Origin of the sequence: Cobetia marina (assembly GCF_001720485.1) — a bacterium.
In the GTDB taxonomy this organism is placed as follows: domain Bacteria; phylum Pseudomonadota; class Gammaproteobacteria; order Pseudomonadales; family Halomonadaceae; genus Cobetia; species Cobetia marina.
The window spans coordinates 1,108,846-1,125,081 of sequence record NZ_CP017114.1 but is presented as its reverse complement, the minus strand read 5'-3'; the positions used below and the strand labels follow the sequence as shown (position 1 = coordinate 1,125,081).

The following is a 16,236-nucleotide window of genomic DNA, read 5'->3' as shown; positions in this document are numbered from 1 at the left end:
CCCCTTTTTCCACTTCGCCACGGGATCTTGCCATGAACGTCAATCGCGATACTGAACAGCGACTGCCCACCGGTTGCGGTGAGATCCGCAAGCTGCTGATCGCCAACCGAGGTGAGATAGCGGTCCGCGTGATGCGCACCGCTCGCGCCATGGGCATCCAGACCGTTGCGGTCTACTCCGATGCCGATGCCAATGCCCTGCACGTGCGGGAAGCCGACGAAGCCGTGCGCCTCGGCCCTGCCAGCGCCAGGGAGAGCTATCTGGATGTCGACAAGGTCATCGCGGCAGCCCGCCAATGTGGCGCCGATGCCGTGCACCCGGGCTATGGTTTCCTGTCCGAGAATGCCGGCTTCGTGCGCGCCCTGGCCGAGGCCGGACTGATCTTCGTCGGCCCGCCGGAAAGTGCCATCGCGGCCATGGGCGACAAGTCGGCCGCCAAGGCGCGCATGCAGGCCGCCAGCGTGCCGTTGGTGCCCGGCTATCACGGCGATGACCAGAGTGACGCGCTACTGCAGTCCGAAGCCGACCGCATGGGCTACCCGGTCTTGATCAAGGCCTGCGCCGGCGGTGGCGGCAAGGGCATGCGCGTGGTCGAGCAGGCTCGGGAATTCCAGGCAGCGCTGGACAGCTGCCGACGCGAATCCCGCGCGGCCTTCGGCGACGAGCGCATGCTGATCGAGAAGTATCTGACCCAGCCGCGCCATGTCGAGGTGCAGGTGTTCTGTGACAGTCATGGCAGTGGCGTCTATCTGTTCGAGCGCGATTGCAGTGTCCAGCGTCGTCATCAGAAGGTGCTGGAAGAAGCCCCGGCACCCGGCCTGACACCGGCACTGCGCCGCGAGATGGGCGAGGCCGCGGTACGCGCCGCACGGGAAATCGGCTACGTCGGCGCCGGTACCATCGAATTCCTGCTCGATGCCCCGCAGCCCGGCAGCGAAAGCCATGGCGCCTTCTACTTCATGGAGATGAATACTCGTCTGCAGGTCGAGCATCCCGTCACCGAGATGATCACCGGCGAGGACCTGGTCGAATGGCAACTGCGCATCGCGCGTGGCGAGCCACTGCCCCGCCAGCAGGATGAGCTTGAGCTCAAGGGTCACAGCTTCGAGGCGCGGCTCTATGCCGAGGACCCCGACAACGACTTCCTGCCTGCCACCGGTCTGCTGGAACGCTTCCGACTGGATCTCATCGGCGCTGGACTTGCCGGTGCCGAGGTCGAGAGCGCGCAACAGGCCTCCGGCTCGACGGCCCTCAAGGTGCGTCTGGACAGCGGCGTCGCCGAGGGCGATGACGTCTCGATGCATTACGACCCGATGCTGGCCAAGCTGATCACCTTCGGCCCGAGCCGTGAACAGGCACTCGATGCGTTGCTGCGTGCCCTGGCGGCGCTCGAGATCCGTGGTGTCACCACCAACCGTGCCTTCCTGACGCGACTGGCGGCGCATCCGGATTTCCGCGCCGCCCATCTGGATACCCGCTTCATCGAGCGTCACCACGCCAGTCTGTTTCCGACGCCTGAGCTGGACCCCGGCACGCTGGCGACGAGTGCCCTGCTGGCCCTGGCACGCCTCAGTGACAGCGATGACGCGTCTGGCTCGTCCGCGCCGACCCAGCCCGCCAGCCCCTGGCAGCGCCGTGATGGCTGGCGCAATGGCACGCCCCACCAGGTGACGTTGGCGTTCTGCCTGCCCGGGGACGCCGAATGCGAGGAACACAGCGACAAGGTGACCCAGGTCATCGCCCGCCGCCCGCGTGCCTCGGGCGGGCCCGCGAGCGTGAACGACGCCCCTGTGCCTGCCTCGGGCTGGCAGCTGGAAGTGAGCACTCACTCTCACGGGAAGCGCCAGACGACACGCCTTGATGGCCACCTGTCGCGTCTTGCCGGCAATGCCATCGCCGTGACGCTGGACGGGCACCGTCGTCGCTATCAGGCCAGTCACGCCCCGGCGCGTGGCGGCGAGCTGCTGGTGCTGACCTGCGCGCAGAGCAGCGACGCACTCCCGTCCGAGTCGCGCCTGCTGTGGCGCCGCGCGGACGCCGTCGACCACGCGCAGCATGAGACCCAGGCGACCCTCAACGCCCCGATGAATGGCACCGTGGTCGCCCAGCTGGTCGAGGCTGGCGTCGCGGTGACGGCCGGCACGCCCTTGATGGTGATGGAGGCCATGAAGATGGAGCACACCATGAATGCGCCCGCCGATGGTCAGGTCGCGCAGTTCCACTTCCGTGCCGGCGACAGCGTCACCCAGGGTGACGTGCTGCTGGAATTCACGGCTGACGACGCCAAGGAGTGAGTGAGCATGCACTTTCCTGACAGCGTACGCATCGTCGAGGTCGGCGCGCGTGATGGCCTGCAGAACGAGCCCGCCCATGTCGATACGACGACCAAGCTGGAACTGATCCGGCGCCTTGCCGACTCGGGCCTGCGCCATGTCGAAGCCGCCAGTTTCGTCTCCCCCCGCTGGGTACCCCAGATGGCGGACCATCGCGAGATCATGCTGGCACTGGCCGAGCATGACACCCGCGGAGTGACCACTTACTCCGCCCTCACTCCCAATCTCAAGGGGCTGGAGGCGGCGCTTGAGTGTGGCGTGCGTGAGGTGGCGGTGTTCGGTGCGGCCAGCGAGTCCTTCTCGCAGCGCAACATCAACTGCTCGATCGCGGAATCTCTCCAGCGCTTCGCCCCCGTGATGGCGCGTGCAGCGGCAGCCGGCGTGCGTGTGCGCGGCTACGTGTCCTGCGTGCTGGGCTGCCCCTACGAGGGCGAGATTGCCCCTGAGCAGGTCGCGGCGGTCGCGCGTGAGCTGCGTGACATGGGCTGTCATGAAGTCTCGCTGGGGGACACCATCGGCACCGGCACCCCGCTCAAGGCCAAGCAGATGCTGGAGCGCGTCAGCCGCGAGGTGCCGGTCGAACGCCTCGCCGCCCACTTCCACGACACCTATGGGCAAGCGCTTGCCAACCTCTACGCGGTGATGGAAGAAGGCATCGCGGTGATCGACAGCTCGGTGGCCGGACTGGGGGGCTGTCCCTATGCCAAGGGGGCCTCGGGCAATGTCGCCACCGAGGATGTGGTCTATCTGCTGCAGGGAATGGGCATCGACACTGGCGTGGATCTGGCACGCCTGGCCGCGACCGGCGACTGGATCAGCCGCAAGCTAGGGCGCCCAAATGGCTCACGCGTCGGCCAGGCTCTGATGGCGAACGGCTGATGGCGAGCGGGGAAGGTTGCCGCCGGAATTGCGACCAAGCGCCGCAGCAGCGGGCCATCTGCCCGCAATCGGTGTAGGCTTGCCGGCTTCCGCGCACCGCTTGAGCCCGATGCGCGCCTTTCCATCGCATGTCCTTGCCTTGAGCGCCGCGCCCCCCGCAGGCGCACGACACAAGCGGGACAGACTTCAGGACACCGAGATGAGCGCCCTCCCCAACTGCCCGGCCTGCAATTCCGAATTCACCTACGACGACGGCATGCAGTTCGTCTGCCCGGAGTGTGCCCACGAGTGGTCCAAGGAGGCCGTCGTCGAGGACACCGGGCCGGTCTATCGTGATGCCAACGGCAACGAGCTGGTGGATGGCGACACCGTCACCGTGATCAAGGACCTGAAGATCAAGGGCACCTCCTCCGTGGTCAAGGTCGGGACCAAGGTCAAGAACATCCGCCTGATCGAAGGGGACCACGACATCGACTGCAAGGTGGATGGCGTCGGCCCGATGAAGCTCAAGTCCATGTTCGTGAAGAAGGCCTGAGCGGTTCGAGTGCCTCTGGCGACACCAGAGAAGCGTCATGAGCCATGAGCCATGAGCCATGAACCATGAACCATGAAGCCCCGCCAGAGTCTGCTCTGGCGGGGCTTCATGCGCTGATGCTCCAAGACACCCGCTCTCGCCGGGGGTCCGTGAGCACTCACTGCTTGGGAGTCGGCTTGTCCAGGGGCGTGACGTTGGAAATCTCGATCAGCCGTTGCCCACCCACCTTGAATTCGAAACGACCGCTGATCTGGACTTCGCGCCCGAGATAGGCACCGATGCGTTCGGGGGGATGCAGCTCGATACGCTGCTGCCCGGCGCCTTCCAGCCAATAGCGCTCCGGCACCTGCTCACTGCGTATCCTGCCCTGCACGGCCACCTGCTCGCCCTGCCAGGCCTCCGAGTGCTCGAGCAGCGTGGTGACACTGGCAGGGCGCGGCGCACCCAGCTCGTCACAGCCGCTCGCCAGCGCCAGCAGCATCGCCACGCCCACCATCAGTCCGCGTTGCCTGTGATCCTTCATGTTCGTTCCTCATGTCGCTGCCCATTTCCCGTGATGGGCAGCGCTCCTGAAAATTCGGGGATGGCGTCTTTCAGGCAATCCTGTCGCGCAGGGGTTCCCGTCCCCTGACACGGCCAGACGACGGATCACCACTCGCGAGGGGGTAAATGCGAAGTTCCGAATACTTCAGTGCCAAGTGTGACAGCTGTTAGACGAAGCGATAAGTCGCCAAGGCGGACAGACCAACAGAATCAGCCAGTCTCATCAGGTCGTCGCGTCTGCCACGGGGCACTCGACCAGTAGCTGGCATGATGGCAATGTCTCGTCACGTCATGCTTTCGCATGCCCCGCTTGTCATCCTCACGATCAGGACACAGATCAGGGTCACCATGTCGAAGGCCGGCGCCACGTCGGAAACGACGTGGCAGACCCGGCAGGACGAGAGACCATGAAGGACATTCCCCACCCAGAACGCAAGAGACTTCACGATGATGACACGCAAAGTGGCCTATATCACCGGCGGTGCCCAGGGAATCGGACGCGGCATCAGTGACTACCTGCTCACCCATGGCTGGCGAGTCGCGGTGGTGGATATCGACGCCCGGGCGGGCGAGCAGTATCTGGCGAGTCACGCCGCGACCCACGGCGAGCCGGACAGCCTGCGCGTCGAGGCCGTGGACGTGCGCAATGAAGACGCCGTCGCCGCCAGCATCGCGGCCACCTGCCAGGCCTTCGGGGGCCTGGACGCCGTGATCAACAACGCCGCGATCGCCGACCCCTTCCAGGGCAAGCTCGAGGAACTGTCCCTTGAACGCTGGCATCAGGTACTGGATACCAGCCTGACCAGCAGCTTCCTGACCGCCAAGCACGCCGCGCGCCATCTGCGCGAGACCGGCGGCAGCATCGTCAATCTGGCCTCCAGCCGCGCCCTGCAATCCGAGCCGGATACCGAAGCCTACGCCGCCAGCAAGGGCGGAATCGTCGCCCTCACCCACGCCATGGCGATGAGCCTGGGGCCGGAGATTCGCGTCAATGCGGTCAGTCCGGGCTGGATCGATGCAAGCCGCCTGCAGAAGGACGGTGAGGCGGAGTCGCTGAGTGACGAAGACCACGCCCAGCATCCCGTCGGACGCGTCGGCCATGTCGATGACATCGCCGCGCTGGTGGCCTTCCTCATCTCGGAAAAGGCCGGCTTCATCACCGGTCAGAATCATGTCGTCGATGGCGGCATGACCCGCAAGATGGTTTACGCCGACTGATACGACAAGGCCGACTGAGACGACAAGGCCGACTGAGACGACAACGCCTGACGCGATTGCACGTCAGGCGTTGTCAGTTCTTGAGCTGCGTCCGGGTTTCCCTGAACGCTCAACTGCGGACTTCTCGCGCGCGGGCCGTGGTCACACCGCGTGCGGTGCCAGCCACTGCTTGAGCTGACCGGCCTGCATCACGCCGGATTCGCGCGCCAGCTCCTTGCCCTGCTTCATCACCAGCAGGGTCGGGATGCTGCGAATGCCGAAACGACCGGCCAGCGCCTGCTGGGCTTCGGTGTCGATCTTGGCGAAGCGCACGCGGGTACCCATCTGCGCCGCGACCTCATTGAAGATCGGCCCCATCATCTTGCACGGACCGCACCAGCTGGCCCAGAAGTCGATCACCACCGGCATCTCGCTGCGCGTGACCAGTGCCTCGAAGTTGGCGCTGGTCAGTTCCAGCGGCTCCTGGGGCAGCACGGCGGCGCTGCACTTGCCGCAGACGGGATTGTCATCCAGACGCGCGGTGGCCACACGATTGAGGGCAAGACATTGCGGACAGGCCAGCACGAGGGATTCAGACATGATCGGACTCCAGAAGAATGGGGATGCGGCGCGCTGCGCTGACGGCTCAGCGTCAGACACGTACCGATAGCGCAGATCATACGACTCGTGGGCCGATAAGCAATTGAGGCATCTTATCGCCTTGATTGGCTGGCTGTATCAGCCGCTCACGGGCTGACATCTGCCCCCTCGGGATATTCCCTCATCAGCGACACGGGCCCTGCCAGTCATGGCAGGGCCCGTGTCGTTCTGCCCCCGTGCGCTCCATACCGTCAGGTCACACGCTGGCCAGCCCGAACTTGATGCACAGCGTCACCAGCACCAGCAGGAAGAGGGTTTCCACCACCATCAGGATCACCGGCTTCCACCCCACCACCGCCAGCTTCTGAAACGACGTCTTGACGCCCAGCGCGGCAATCGCCGCCACCAGACACCAGCGTGAGAGGTCAGTGAAGCCTTCCACGGCGACGCTCGGCACCCAGCCGAGGCTGTTGATCAGCACCAGGGCCACGAAGGCGATCAGGAAGGTGGGGAACATCGGCACCTTGCCCCCTTCATCGCCATTGGCCTGACGTGCACTGCGAAACAGCAGCATGAAGACCATTACCGCCGGTACCAGCATCGCCACGCGCAGCAGCTTGACGAAGGTGGAGACATCGCCGGTGTGCTCGGAAATGATGTAGCCCGCCCCCACCACCTGGGCCACGTCGTGGATGGTGCCGCCGAGGAAGATGCCGGCCTCGGTATCCTCAAGCCCCAGCAGTCTGACGATCAGCGGATAGGTGATCATCGCCACGGTCGAGAGGGTCGTCACCCCGACCACGGTCATGATGGTGTGACGCTCACTGGTGGCGTTGCGCGGCATCACCGCCGACAGGGCCAGTGCCGCCGAGGCACCGCAGATGGCCACCGAGCCACCGGTCAGCAGCCCCATGTCACGGTCCAGCCCCATCACGCGCGCCAGCAGCGCGCCGAACACGATGGTGGCCACCACCCCGAGCACCACCGTGATCACCGGGCCAACACCAAGACTTGCGACCTGCTCCAGCGTGATGCGCACGCCCAATAGCGCCACGCCGAGGCGCAGTACCGTCTTGGAGGCGAACTCGATCCCCGCCCTGCAGGGTCCGTCCTCGGAAAGAAAGTGCAGCGACATGCCGAACAGCAAGGCATACAGCAGCGTCGGGCCGCCGTAGTGATCGGCGATGAAGGTGGTCGCCAGCGCGATGAGGATGCAGATCAGCAGGCCCGGCATGATGATGCGCACGCGCCCTTCCAGATTCCGCAACAGACGGGTAGGCGGTGTCGATGTGTCGTGAAGTGATGAGCTGTCGTGATTGGCCACGCGAATATCCCATGAAAAGGCAAGCAGGATGGCAGGGCCTGAGCCCTGCCCTGGAAGATGACAGATGCCGGTACCTGCTAGCTCGCCTGCGCCATCTCGCGCTGAGCCGCCTTGATCATGTCAGCGGCCTTCTCGGCGATCATGATGGTCGGGGCATTGGTGTTGCCCGAGACGATCACCGGCATGATCGAGGCATCGACCACCCGCAACCCGTGCAGGCCATGCACTCGCAGCGCGTCATCCACCACCGCCAGCGGGTCGTGGCCCATCTTGCAGGTCCCCGCCGGGTGATAGATGGTCTGGCTGAACTGGCGCGCGGCCTCCAGCAACTCCTCGTCACTCTCGTACTGCACGCCAGGCACGTACTCTTCGCTGATCACGGCGGCCAGCGGTGCCGCCCGGGCGATACGCCGCGCCACCTTGATGGCGTCCACCACCACGCGGCGATCTTCCTCGGCACTGAGGTAGTTGGGCTGGATGGAGGGATAGACGCTGGCATCCGCGCTGGTGATGCGCACATGGCCGCGGCTGTGCGGACGCAACTGGCATACGGACGAGGTGAACGCCGAGAACGGATGCACGCCATCGGCGGGCTTGTCGGCACTCAGCGGCTGCATGTGGAACTGGATATCCGGGCGTGTCAGCCCCTCGCGTGACTGGGTAAAGGCACACACCTGGCTGGCCGCCAGGGTCAGCGGGCCGGTGCGTGTGAAGAGGTACTGGGTGCCGACCGCCAGCTTCTTGATCGGGCTGCGCACTTCATCATTGAGGGTGCGGCACTGGGTCTTGAACACCAGCCGCACCTGCAGGTGGTCCTGCAGGTTTTCCCCGACGCCCGGCAGCGCATGCAGGCATTCCACCCCGACACTGGCCAGATGCTCAGGGTCCCCGATGCCGGAGCATTGCAGGATCTGCGGACTGCCGATGGCGCCGCTGGACAGCACCACTTCGCGCTCCGCCCGCGCCGAGCAGACATTGCCCTTCACCTCGTACTCGACCCCGACCGCGCGCTTGCCTTCCAGCAATACCCGACGGCAGTGAGCATGCTTGACCAGCGTCAGATTGCTGCGCGTGAGCGCCGGACGCAGGAATGCCTTGGCCGTGCTGCAGCGCAGGCCCCGATACGTGGTCTGCTGGAAATAGCCCACCCCCTCCTGACGCTCGCCATTGACGTCCTGGTTGAGCGGAATCCCCGCCTCCACCGCAGCCTGAATGAAGCGCTCGGCGATCTCTCGCTTGAGGCGCAGATCCGAGACATGCAGTGGGCCATCCGCCCCATGCCACTGGTTGGCCCCCCGCGCCTGGCACTCCGACTTGCGGAAATATGGCAGGACCGACTGATAGTCCCAACCTTGATTGCCCTCGGCGGCCCAGTCGTCGTAATCCTCGCGCTGGCCACGAATGTACAGCAGCCCATTGAGCGAACTGGACCCCCCCAGCACCTTGCCGCGCGGCCATTGCAGCCGACGACCATTGATGCCGGCATCCGGGTCGGTCAGGTAGCACCAGTCGGTGGCGGGGTTGTGCATGGTCTTGAAATACCCGACCGGCACATGGATCCACGGATTCCAGTCCGAGCCACCCGCTTCGAGCAGCAGCACCTTGATGGAAGGGTCTTCGGTGAGACGATTGGCCAGTACGCAACCGGCGGAACCCGCCCCGATCACGATGTAGTCATAGAAGGCTTTGGCGTCTGCATTGGCGTAACGTGTTGTTTTCATTATTTTCTCAACCATATTGAGACATATTGTCTCGTAATCATGGTATCGAAAGCATGTTTCGTCAAATACGAAACAAAACGTCTCGTTTATTTTGCCAAAGCACAAGAACTGCCCTACATTGAGATTTGTCTCGCGCCGGCAAGGGATGTGAAACGCCCCCCGAAGCCGAAGCGGAGCCGAAGCGGAACCGAACCGGGGCCGAAGCGGAACCGAACCGGGACCGAAGCGGAGCCGAAGCGGAACCCAGTCACACGCTCGCTTTCGTCACGTGTGAAAAGACACCACAAGAAAAAGACGCCAACAGGTGTCATGACGCCAGGGAACACCAGATTCCCACTGCGTTCAGCCCAGACTGCATCCCACCACAAAAGCAAACACAACACCGGGAGCACTACCATGCCAACGCCACTCAGCAAGTTGTCACGCCGTGACTTTCTCGACATCTCGGGCCGCTTCGGTCTGACCTCGACCCTGCTGGCCGCCACCGGCCTCGGCGCAGGTCTTACCGCGTCCACGCTGGCGCGTGCCGCCGATCAGGAGCAGCAGAAACGCTACAGGACAGCGCCCAAGTTCCAGCTGCGCTTCGGTGCCTCGGGCTTCAACGAGCGCAATCTCGATATCCAGAAGTCCGGCCAGCTGTTCTTCGCGCGGGATCTGGAGGAACGCACCAACGGCGCCATCCGCGTCGAATTCATGGGCAGCAACGAGGTCTGCAACCAGCTGGACTGCGTGGCCAAGACCCAGCAGGGCATCGTCGACATCTACTCGGCCTCCACCCAGAATTCCTCGGGCAGCGCGCCCTACCTGAACGTGCTCGACTTCGCCTATCTGTTCCCCACCGTCGCCTCGATGTTCCACTTCTTCTATCACAGGAAGAGCGAGCAGCTGCTGCGTGAACCCCTGCGCCAGCGCCACAACCTGCAGTTTTTGTTCACCCACTGTGACCTGCGCGGCATCATGCTCGGCCTCAAGTGGCAGGACAAACCGCTGGTCACCAGCATCGACCAGCTCAAGGGCACCAAGAACCGCGTCACCGGCACCCAGATGGGCCGGATCGCCATGGAGCAGCTGGGCCTGAATCCGGTGCCGGTCGCCTGGGAAGAGACCCTCGATGGCCTGCGTCAGGGCCTGCTGGATGGCGCCGAGACCTGGATGAGCGCCGTGGCCTACGCCGGCATGGCCCCGGTGGTCTCCCAGGCCGTCGACCTGCGCTTCTTCGCCGGCACCGAGCACACCGGCATGAGCCTGCCCAAGTTCGACAGCCTCGGCGCAGAACTGCAGGACCAGGTGATGGAGTCCGCCTACTGCGCACAGATCTTCACCCAGGGCATGAACGAGGCCGGGCGCTTCGAGATCGTCGGGGCCACCGAGCACCCCGCCCCCGGCACCGTCTTCGCCGAGAACAACGTGCGCGTGGCACCGCTGTCGGATGCCGAGCGCTCACGTGCCGAACAGATGTGCTCGCCGGAATTCAATCCCGAGCCGTGGGAGCAATGGCGTGAGCGCCTCAACAAGTGGTCCGGCGGTCTCGACATCTATCAGGAAATCCATGCCGTCGCGCGTGAGATCTCCCGCGACACTGCCGCCGTCAACGTCAAGCCGCAGCGCTGGTGGAGGGGGTAATGGGCGATACCACCATCTTCAGCCAACCGACCAAGCACCCCGCCATCAAGAAGGCCGCGCCCTGGGCGCGTCCCTTCCTGTGGCTGGATGCTCATCTGGAACAGGTCGTCATCCTGATCGCCTATTCCGGCATGGCCGGCATCATCTTCGTCGAAGTCATCCGGCGCTTCTTCTTCGGCCTGCAGGCCCCCTGGAGCACCAGCATTCCGGTGCTGCTGTTCCTGTGGCTGACCTGGTTCGGCGCCTCTCTCAACGTCAAGAAGCGCACCCACCTGAGCCTCAACGAGATACGCATGAAGCTGCCGCGCGGTGGCCAGTTCGCCTGCCTGATTCTGGATGCCGTGCTGTGGATCGGCTTCGGGCTGATGGTGATCTACTTCACCACCACCCAGGTGACGCTGGCCTATGACAACTACGCCATCGTGCCGGGCACCGACAACGTCATGCAGTGGTGGTTCTACCTCGCCACGCCGCTGGCGTGGGTGATGATCATCTATCGCGTGCTGCAGAATCTCTACGCCGACTGGGCGCGCTATCGCCGCGGCGAGTCCTTCAACCTGCAACCGTCCATCATGGACTGAGGAGGTCATCATGACTGACAGCATCTGGATCTCCCTGATCACGGCGGGCGTGACGGCCTTCTTCCTGCTGGGGGTGCCCATCTTCCTCGTCATCGGCCTGTGGGTGGTCGGCACCAGCTTGGTGATCGACTTCACGCTGGCCAATGTCGGGGTCACTCTCTTCCAGGGCCTGAGCTTCTTCGGCCTGCTGGCGCTGCCGCTGTTCATCCTCACGGGGGACCTGATCAACGCGGCGGGCATCGCCAAGCGACTCTCCGACTTCGCCTACTCGACCCTGAGCTGGATGCGCGGCGGCATGGGCATGTCGACCCTCGGCGCCTGTGGCCTGTTCGCGGCGATTTCCGGCTCCAACGCCGGCACCACCGCCACCATCGGCTCGATCATGCAGCCCGAGATGGTCAAGAACGGCTATGACGAACGCTTCGCGGCCGCCACGGCCGCCTCCGGCGGCACCGTGGGCATCATCATTCCGCCCAGCATCATCTTCATCGTCTACGGCTTCATGATGAATCTGTCGATCAGCGACCTGTTCATCGCCGGCATGGTGCCGGGCGCCCTGATGGTCATCGCGATGATGGTCGCCTGCTATCTGGTGGCCCGCCGAAATGGCTGGGGCCAGCTGCAACCCTTCAAGGCGGGTGTCAGCGCGAGGCTGGCACGCAAGGCCTATCTGGGCTTCGCGACCATCGGCGTGGTGGTCTACGGCATCTACTCGGGCAAGTTCTCGCCGACGGAAGCCGCCGCCATCACCGTAGGCTTCACCATGATCGCGGGACTGCTGATCACACGGGAAATCAGCCTGAAGAAGCTGCCGACCATCATGCTGCGCTCAGGCCAGATCGCCGGCATGCTGGCACCGCTGATCGCCATCTCGGTGGTCATGCAGCAGCTGCTGTCGGTACTGGGGGCCGGTCAGGCGCTCAGCGAGATGCTCAGCGGTATCGACAACTACTATCTGACGCTTGGCACCTGCATGCTGATCATCCTGCTGGCCGGCATGATTCTGGAAAGCCTGCCGGTGACCATCATCCTGGCGCCGATTCTCGCCCCCATCGCCCAGCAGGCCGGCGTGGACCCGATCCACTTCTCGGTCATCTTCCTGGTCGGTGCGGCCATCGGCTTCGTCACGCCCCCCTTCGGGCTCAATCTGTATGTCGCCAGCAGCATCACCGGCATCTCCTACGTCAGACTGGTGAAGTACGTGATTCCCTACTTCATCGCCCTGATGGCCTGCTGGCTGGCCATCTGTCTGATTCCGTCTCTTTCCCTGTTCCTGGTAAACCTGTAACACTAGCCTCATCGACAGCCCCGCCAGGGGCTGTCTTCGTCTCATTGCCGCTGCGGACACCCCCGTTCCCGGTTGACGTGATGAATCGATGCACTGACGCCCTGCCAACCTGCACCTGACGGCCGACATGTCCCTTGAGACCTTCCGCGACATGCACCGACAGGCAGGATGAGGACACTAGATGAGCAAGGACACTCCCACGAATTCGACGCTCTTTCGCGCGCTGGGCCTGCTGGAAGAGGTCGTCACCGCTCAGCACCCCATCAGCGCCGCGGATCTCGAGAAGCGCTTCGAGATACCCAAGCCCACCGTGCACCGTCTGCTCAAGCAGCTGGAAGAACAGCAGCTGATCAGCCGGGATCTGGATGGCCGTCACCTGTTGCCCGGCCAGCGTTTCCGGCGCATGTCGCTGGGTGCACTGGCCAATGAGGGCCTCAAGGCGCCACGCCGCGTGCTGCTGGAGAAACTGGCCGGGAAGGTCGGCGAGACCTGCAACCTGACCCTGCTGGATGGCCACGAGGTGATGTACTACGACCGCGTGGAAACCAACTGGCCGGTGCGTATCCAGCTGGCCCCGGGATCGCACCTGCCCTTGCACTGCACCGCGAGCGGCAAGCTGTTTCTGGCACTGATGCCGCTGCACCGTCGCCGCGCGCTGCTGCAGAGTCTCGCGCTCGAGGCCCATACGCCCTGCACGCTGACCTCCCGGGCCACGCTGGAAGAGGCGCTCGACACCGTGGTGCGCAATCAGCTGAGCACCGACGACGAGGAATTCATCCAGGGCATGGTGGCGATTGCCGTGCCGGTCTTCGATGAGGTCGGCCAGATCCAGGCCACCCTGGCGATCCATGCGCCGCGCCTGCGCCACTCCATCGAGTCCTTGCTGGAGTGGGCACCGCTGATGCGCCAGATCGCCACTGAACTGGAAGGCACGCTCTAGCCCGCGACTTCCCCGCTGCATCGCCCGAAAGACATCGCCCGACTGGCATCGCTCGAGTTGCATGACACCCAAACAGCTCGCCCCCGCAGACAGTCACTGTCCTGTGGGGGCGAGCTGTTTCATATGCCGTCTTGCTGCCTCCGCCTGTTTCCAAGGCGTCTCTTTCGAGGCGTCTCTTTCGGGGCGTCTCTCCCCCTGGGCTCAGGGCGTCGGTACCACCACCACCGGAATGCTGGCGCGCTTGATCACCCCCTTGGTGACCTTGCCCGCATAGGAGGCCACGAAGCCGCGCTTGTTGGTGGCCATGATGATCATGTCGCAGTCATGGCGCGTGGCGTAGCGGATGATCTCCGAGGCCGGATAGCCCTCCACCACATTCAACCCGGCGATCATCGGACGTGGATCGCCGTCGTCATGGGTGCTCCAGAAGTCCTCCATCATCTTTTCCAGGTTCTCCCTCGCCTGATCGAGCCGTTGCTGCATCAGGCCCTCCAGCGTCGGCTTGTGACGGATGTTGACCTTGAGGGTGTTCATCACGTCATCCGACAGCGCCTTCACCGCATGCAGCACATGCAGCTCGGCGCCCGTCGCGCCCGCCAACCATACCGAGCGCGCCAGTACCCGCTCACAGTCTCCGCGCAGGCCCACACAACACAGGATTCGTCTGACTGCCGGCATATCCACTCTCCTTGCAGTTGATGAGAGGCATCAGGTGCCGCTGGCCTTTCAGTAACCCATCACCCTGGGTAGCCACAGCGAGATCTCAGGCACATAGGCGATCAGGAAGATGGCCGCCACCGACCCTGCCGCGAACGGCAATGCCTTGAGCGAAATCTCCTCGATGGAGGCCCCGCCTATCCCCGAGGCCACGAAGAGGTTCTCCCCCAGCGGTGGCGTCTGGAAGCCGATGGCCAGCGCACAGACCACCACGATGCCCACGTGCACCGGGTCCATCCCCAGCATGTACATGATCGGCAGCAGCACCGGGGTGAGAATCATGATCGCGGCCAGCGTCTCCATGAACATGCCGACGAACAGCAGGAAGACGATGATCATCGCCCAGATGAGATAGAGGTTGTCGGTCATCGCCAGCATGCCCTCGGCGATATGGGCCGGCACGCGTTGCTCGACCAGCAGCCGCCCGAACACCGTCGCCGTGAACAGGATCAGCAGCACGCGACCGGTGATCCAGGTGGTGGTTTCCAGAGTGCGCAGCGTCGGCTTCCACTTGAGTTCCTTGTGCAGGAAGATGCCGACGATCAGGGTGTAGACGATGGCGACGATGGCGGATTCGGTCGGCGTGAACAGGCCGCTGTAGATGCCGCCGAGGATGATGAAGGGCGCCAGCATCGACCAGATCCCCTTCCTCAAGGTGGCGCGGATATGTGTCCACGACCAGCTGTTGGTCAGCCCGCGATAGCCGCGTTTCTTCGAGATCACGTAGTTGATCATCAGCAGGAAGCCGGCGATCACCACGCCGGGCATGACACCCGCGATGAACAGCTTCGGGATGGAGAGTGTCTGGAAATCGCCATGCAGCGCCACCGCTTCGGGAGGTGGCTGCAGCCCCATGCCGGAAATCCCGAAGATCACCATCGGGATCGAGGGCGGAATCACCACGCCAAGTCCACCCGAAGACGCCGTGACCGCCGAGGCATATCCCCGGTCATAGCCGCGCTTGGCCATCGCCGGAATCATCAGCATGCCGACCGCCGCCGTGGTGGCAGGTCCGGAGCCGGAAATCGCGCCGAAGAACATGCAGGCAAACACCGTGGCAGCGGCAAGTCCCCCGGTCACCGGGCCGGCAAAGGCCTCGGCGATATCGACAAGACGCCGCGAGATGCCGGCGGCCTCCATCAGCGCCCCGGCCAGAATGAAGGCCGGCAATGCCATCAGCGGGAAGGCGCCCACCGAGGTAAAGGCGATCTGCACGAACGCCATCGGGTTCTCGCCGATGCTCAGGTAGGTCGCCAGTGCCGCGACCCCCAGCGAGACGGTGATCGGTGCGCCAAGCACCAGCAGCAGGAAGAAGACGCCAAACAGGATATAGATGATGGTGGAATCGATCATGGTGTCCCGCTCCCGCGCTTGTCGTCATCATTGACGGATGGTCCTGTCTGCTTCAGCTCCTGCATTGCCTGGGAATCCGGGTCCACGATGTCTTCCTTGCGCACGAACTTGAGATAGTTGGTCTGGAGAATGCGCACCGTCATGGCGGTAAAGGCCAGCGGCAGAATCAGATAGAAGTACTTCATCGGCACGCCCATCGTCTGCGACTTCCAGAACAGGTTCATCTTGTTGAACACGAAGTCGTAGCTGTAATAGATGAACACCGCATTGAAGGCGATCCAGATGATATCGGTGAGCACGCCACAGGCGGTTTCCACCCAGCGCGGCAGAAAACGGAACTGGAAGGTCACGCGGTTGTGCGCCGACATGCGGGTGGCATAGACCGCCCCGAGATAGGCAAACCACACGAAGGCATAGGTCGCCAGCTCGTCTCCCCAGGGAATCGAGTAGCTGAAAAGGTTACGCAGCATGATCTGCGCAAAGAGAATGATGACGAACACCACCAGCAGGAACTGGCAGAGATAATTCTCGAGATTGTCCAGACACTTCAGAAATATCCGCATGCAGATACGTCTCCTGACATCGATGGCGTTCGCCATCCC

At 63.8% G+C, this 16,236-nt stretch carries 15 protein-coding genes; 8 read left to right on the top strand and 7 right to left on the bottom strand.

The window, feature by feature from the left end; genetic code table 11:
- Positions 1-32 precede the first annotated feature (32 nt).
- From BFX80_RS04800 to BFX80_RS04790, 3 genes are all read left to right on the top strand, one after another.
- On the top strand, positions 33-2,294 hold the full coding sequence (locus tag BFX80_RS04800; RefSeq protein WP_084208086.1) for an acetyl/propionyl/methylcrotonyl-CoA carboxylase subunit alpha: 2,262 nt from the start codon (positions 33-35) through the stop codon (positions 2,292-2,294).
- A gap of 6 nt (positions 2,295-2,300) precedes the next feature.
- Positions 2,301-3,212 carry a hydroxymethylglutaryl-CoA lyase gene (locus BFX80_RS04795; RefSeq protein WP_084208085.1) on the top strand — a complete coding sequence of 304 codons (912 nt, stop codon included), beginning with the start codon at positions 2,301-2,303 and terminating at the stop codon, positions 3,210-3,212.
- Positions 3,213-3,411: 199 nt separating this feature from the next.
- Positions 3,412-3,747, top strand: coding sequence for a zinc ribbon domain-containing protein YjdM (locus BFX80_RS04790; protein ID WP_077374863.1), 336 nt, complete (start codon positions 3,412-3,414; stop codon positions 3,745-3,747).
- 157 nt (positions 3,748-3,904) lie between these two features.
- Here BFX80_RS04790 and BFX80_RS04785 read toward each other — a convergent pair whose 3' ends face one another.
- Positions 3,905-4,270, bottom strand: a complete 366-nt coding sequence (locus BFX80_RS04785) for a hypothetical protein (protein WP_077374866.1) — start codon at positions 4,268-4,270, stop codon at positions 3,905-3,907.
- A 467-nt stretch (positions 4,271-4,737) separates the two neighbouring features.
- On the opposite strand from BFX80_RS04785, the gene BFX80_RS04780 reads away from it, so the two are divergent.
- Entirely contained in the window at positions 4,738-5,508 is a 771-nt protein-coding gene (locus BFX80_RS04780) for an SDR family oxidoreductase (RefSeq protein WP_084208084.1), read from the top strand.
- Between the two features lie 141 nt (positions 5,509-5,649).
- Here the strand turns inward: BFX80_RS04780 and trxC are convergent, their stop codons facing one another.
- From trxC to BFX80_RS04765, 3 genes are all read right to left on the bottom strand, one after another.
- On the bottom strand, positions 5,650-6,087 hold the full coding sequence (gene trxC / locus BFX80_RS04775) for a thioredoxin TrxC (protein WP_077374872.1): 438 nt from the start codon (positions 6,085-6,087) through the stop codon (positions 5,650-5,652).
- 256 nt (positions 6,088-6,343) lie between these two features.
- A complete protein-coding gene (locus BFX80_RS04770; RefSeq protein WP_240499674.1) occupies positions 6,344-7,333 on the bottom strand; it encodes a YeiH family protein in 990 nt (329 codons plus the stop codon).
- Positions 7,334-7,488: 155 nt separating this feature from the next.
- Complete coding sequence (locus tag BFX80_RS04765; RefSeq protein ID WP_077374875.1) at positions 7,489-9,132, bottom strand: GMC family oxidoreductase; 1,644 nt, start codon at positions 9,130-9,132, stop codon at positions 7,489-7,491.
- 396 nt (positions 9,133-9,528) lie between these two features.
- Here BFX80_RS04765 and BFX80_RS04760 point away from each other — a divergent pair, with 396 nt between their 5' ends.
- The 4 genes from BFX80_RS04760 (at position 9,529) to BFX80_RS04745 (ending at position 13,564) form a co-directional block, all read left to right on the top strand.
- Complete coding sequence (locus BFX80_RS04760) at positions 9,529-10,755, top strand: TRAP transporter substrate-binding protein (protein WP_205632735.1); 1,227 nt, start codon at positions 9,529-9,531, stop codon at positions 10,753-10,755.
- Entirely contained in the window at positions 10,755-11,336 is a 582-nt protein-coding gene (locus tag BFX80_RS04755) for a TRAP transporter small permease (protein ID WP_077374878.1), read from the top strand. Before BFX80_RS04760 ends, BFX80_RS04755 begins: the two co-directional genes overlap by 1 nt.
- Positions 11,337-11,346: 10 nt before the next feature.
- Positions 11,347-12,624 (top strand): TRAP transporter large permease, encoded by a 1,278-nt coding sequence (locus BFX80_RS04750; protein ID WP_084208083.1) that lies wholly within the window; start codon positions 11,347-11,349, stop codon positions 12,622-12,624.
- 181 nt (positions 12,625-12,805) lie between these two features.
- Positions 12,806-13,564 carry an IclR family transcriptional regulator gene (locus BFX80_RS04745; protein ID WP_084208082.1) on the top strand — a complete coding sequence of 253 codons (759 nt, stop codon included), beginning with the start codon at positions 12,806-12,808 and terminating at the stop codon, positions 13,562-13,564.
- Positions 13,565-13,765: 201 nt separating this feature from the next.
- On the opposite strand, the gene BFX80_RS04740 is transcribed toward BFX80_RS04745, so the two are convergent.
- The 3 genes from BFX80_RS04740 to BFX80_RS04730 are packed head-to-tail and all read right to left on the bottom strand — an operon-like array spanning position 13,766 to position 16,197.
- Positions 13,766-14,242, bottom strand: a complete 477-nt coding sequence (locus BFX80_RS04740; protein ID WP_077374887.1) for a universal stress protein — start codon at positions 14,240-14,242, stop codon at positions 13,766-13,768.
- 48 nt (positions 14,243-14,290) lie between these two features.
- A complete protein-coding gene (locus BFX80_RS04735; RefSeq protein WP_205632734.1) occupies positions 14,291-15,634 on the bottom strand; it encodes a TRAP transporter large permease in 1,344 nt (447 codons plus the stop codon).
- On the bottom strand, positions 15,631-16,197 hold the full coding sequence (locus tag BFX80_RS04730) for a TRAP transporter small permease (protein WP_077374890.1): 567 nt from the start codon (positions 16,195-16,197) through the stop codon (positions 15,631-15,633). The genes BFX80_RS04735 and BFX80_RS04730 overlap by 4 nt, the downstream gene beginning before the upstream one ends.
- Positions 16,198-16,236 lie beyond the last annotated feature (39 nt).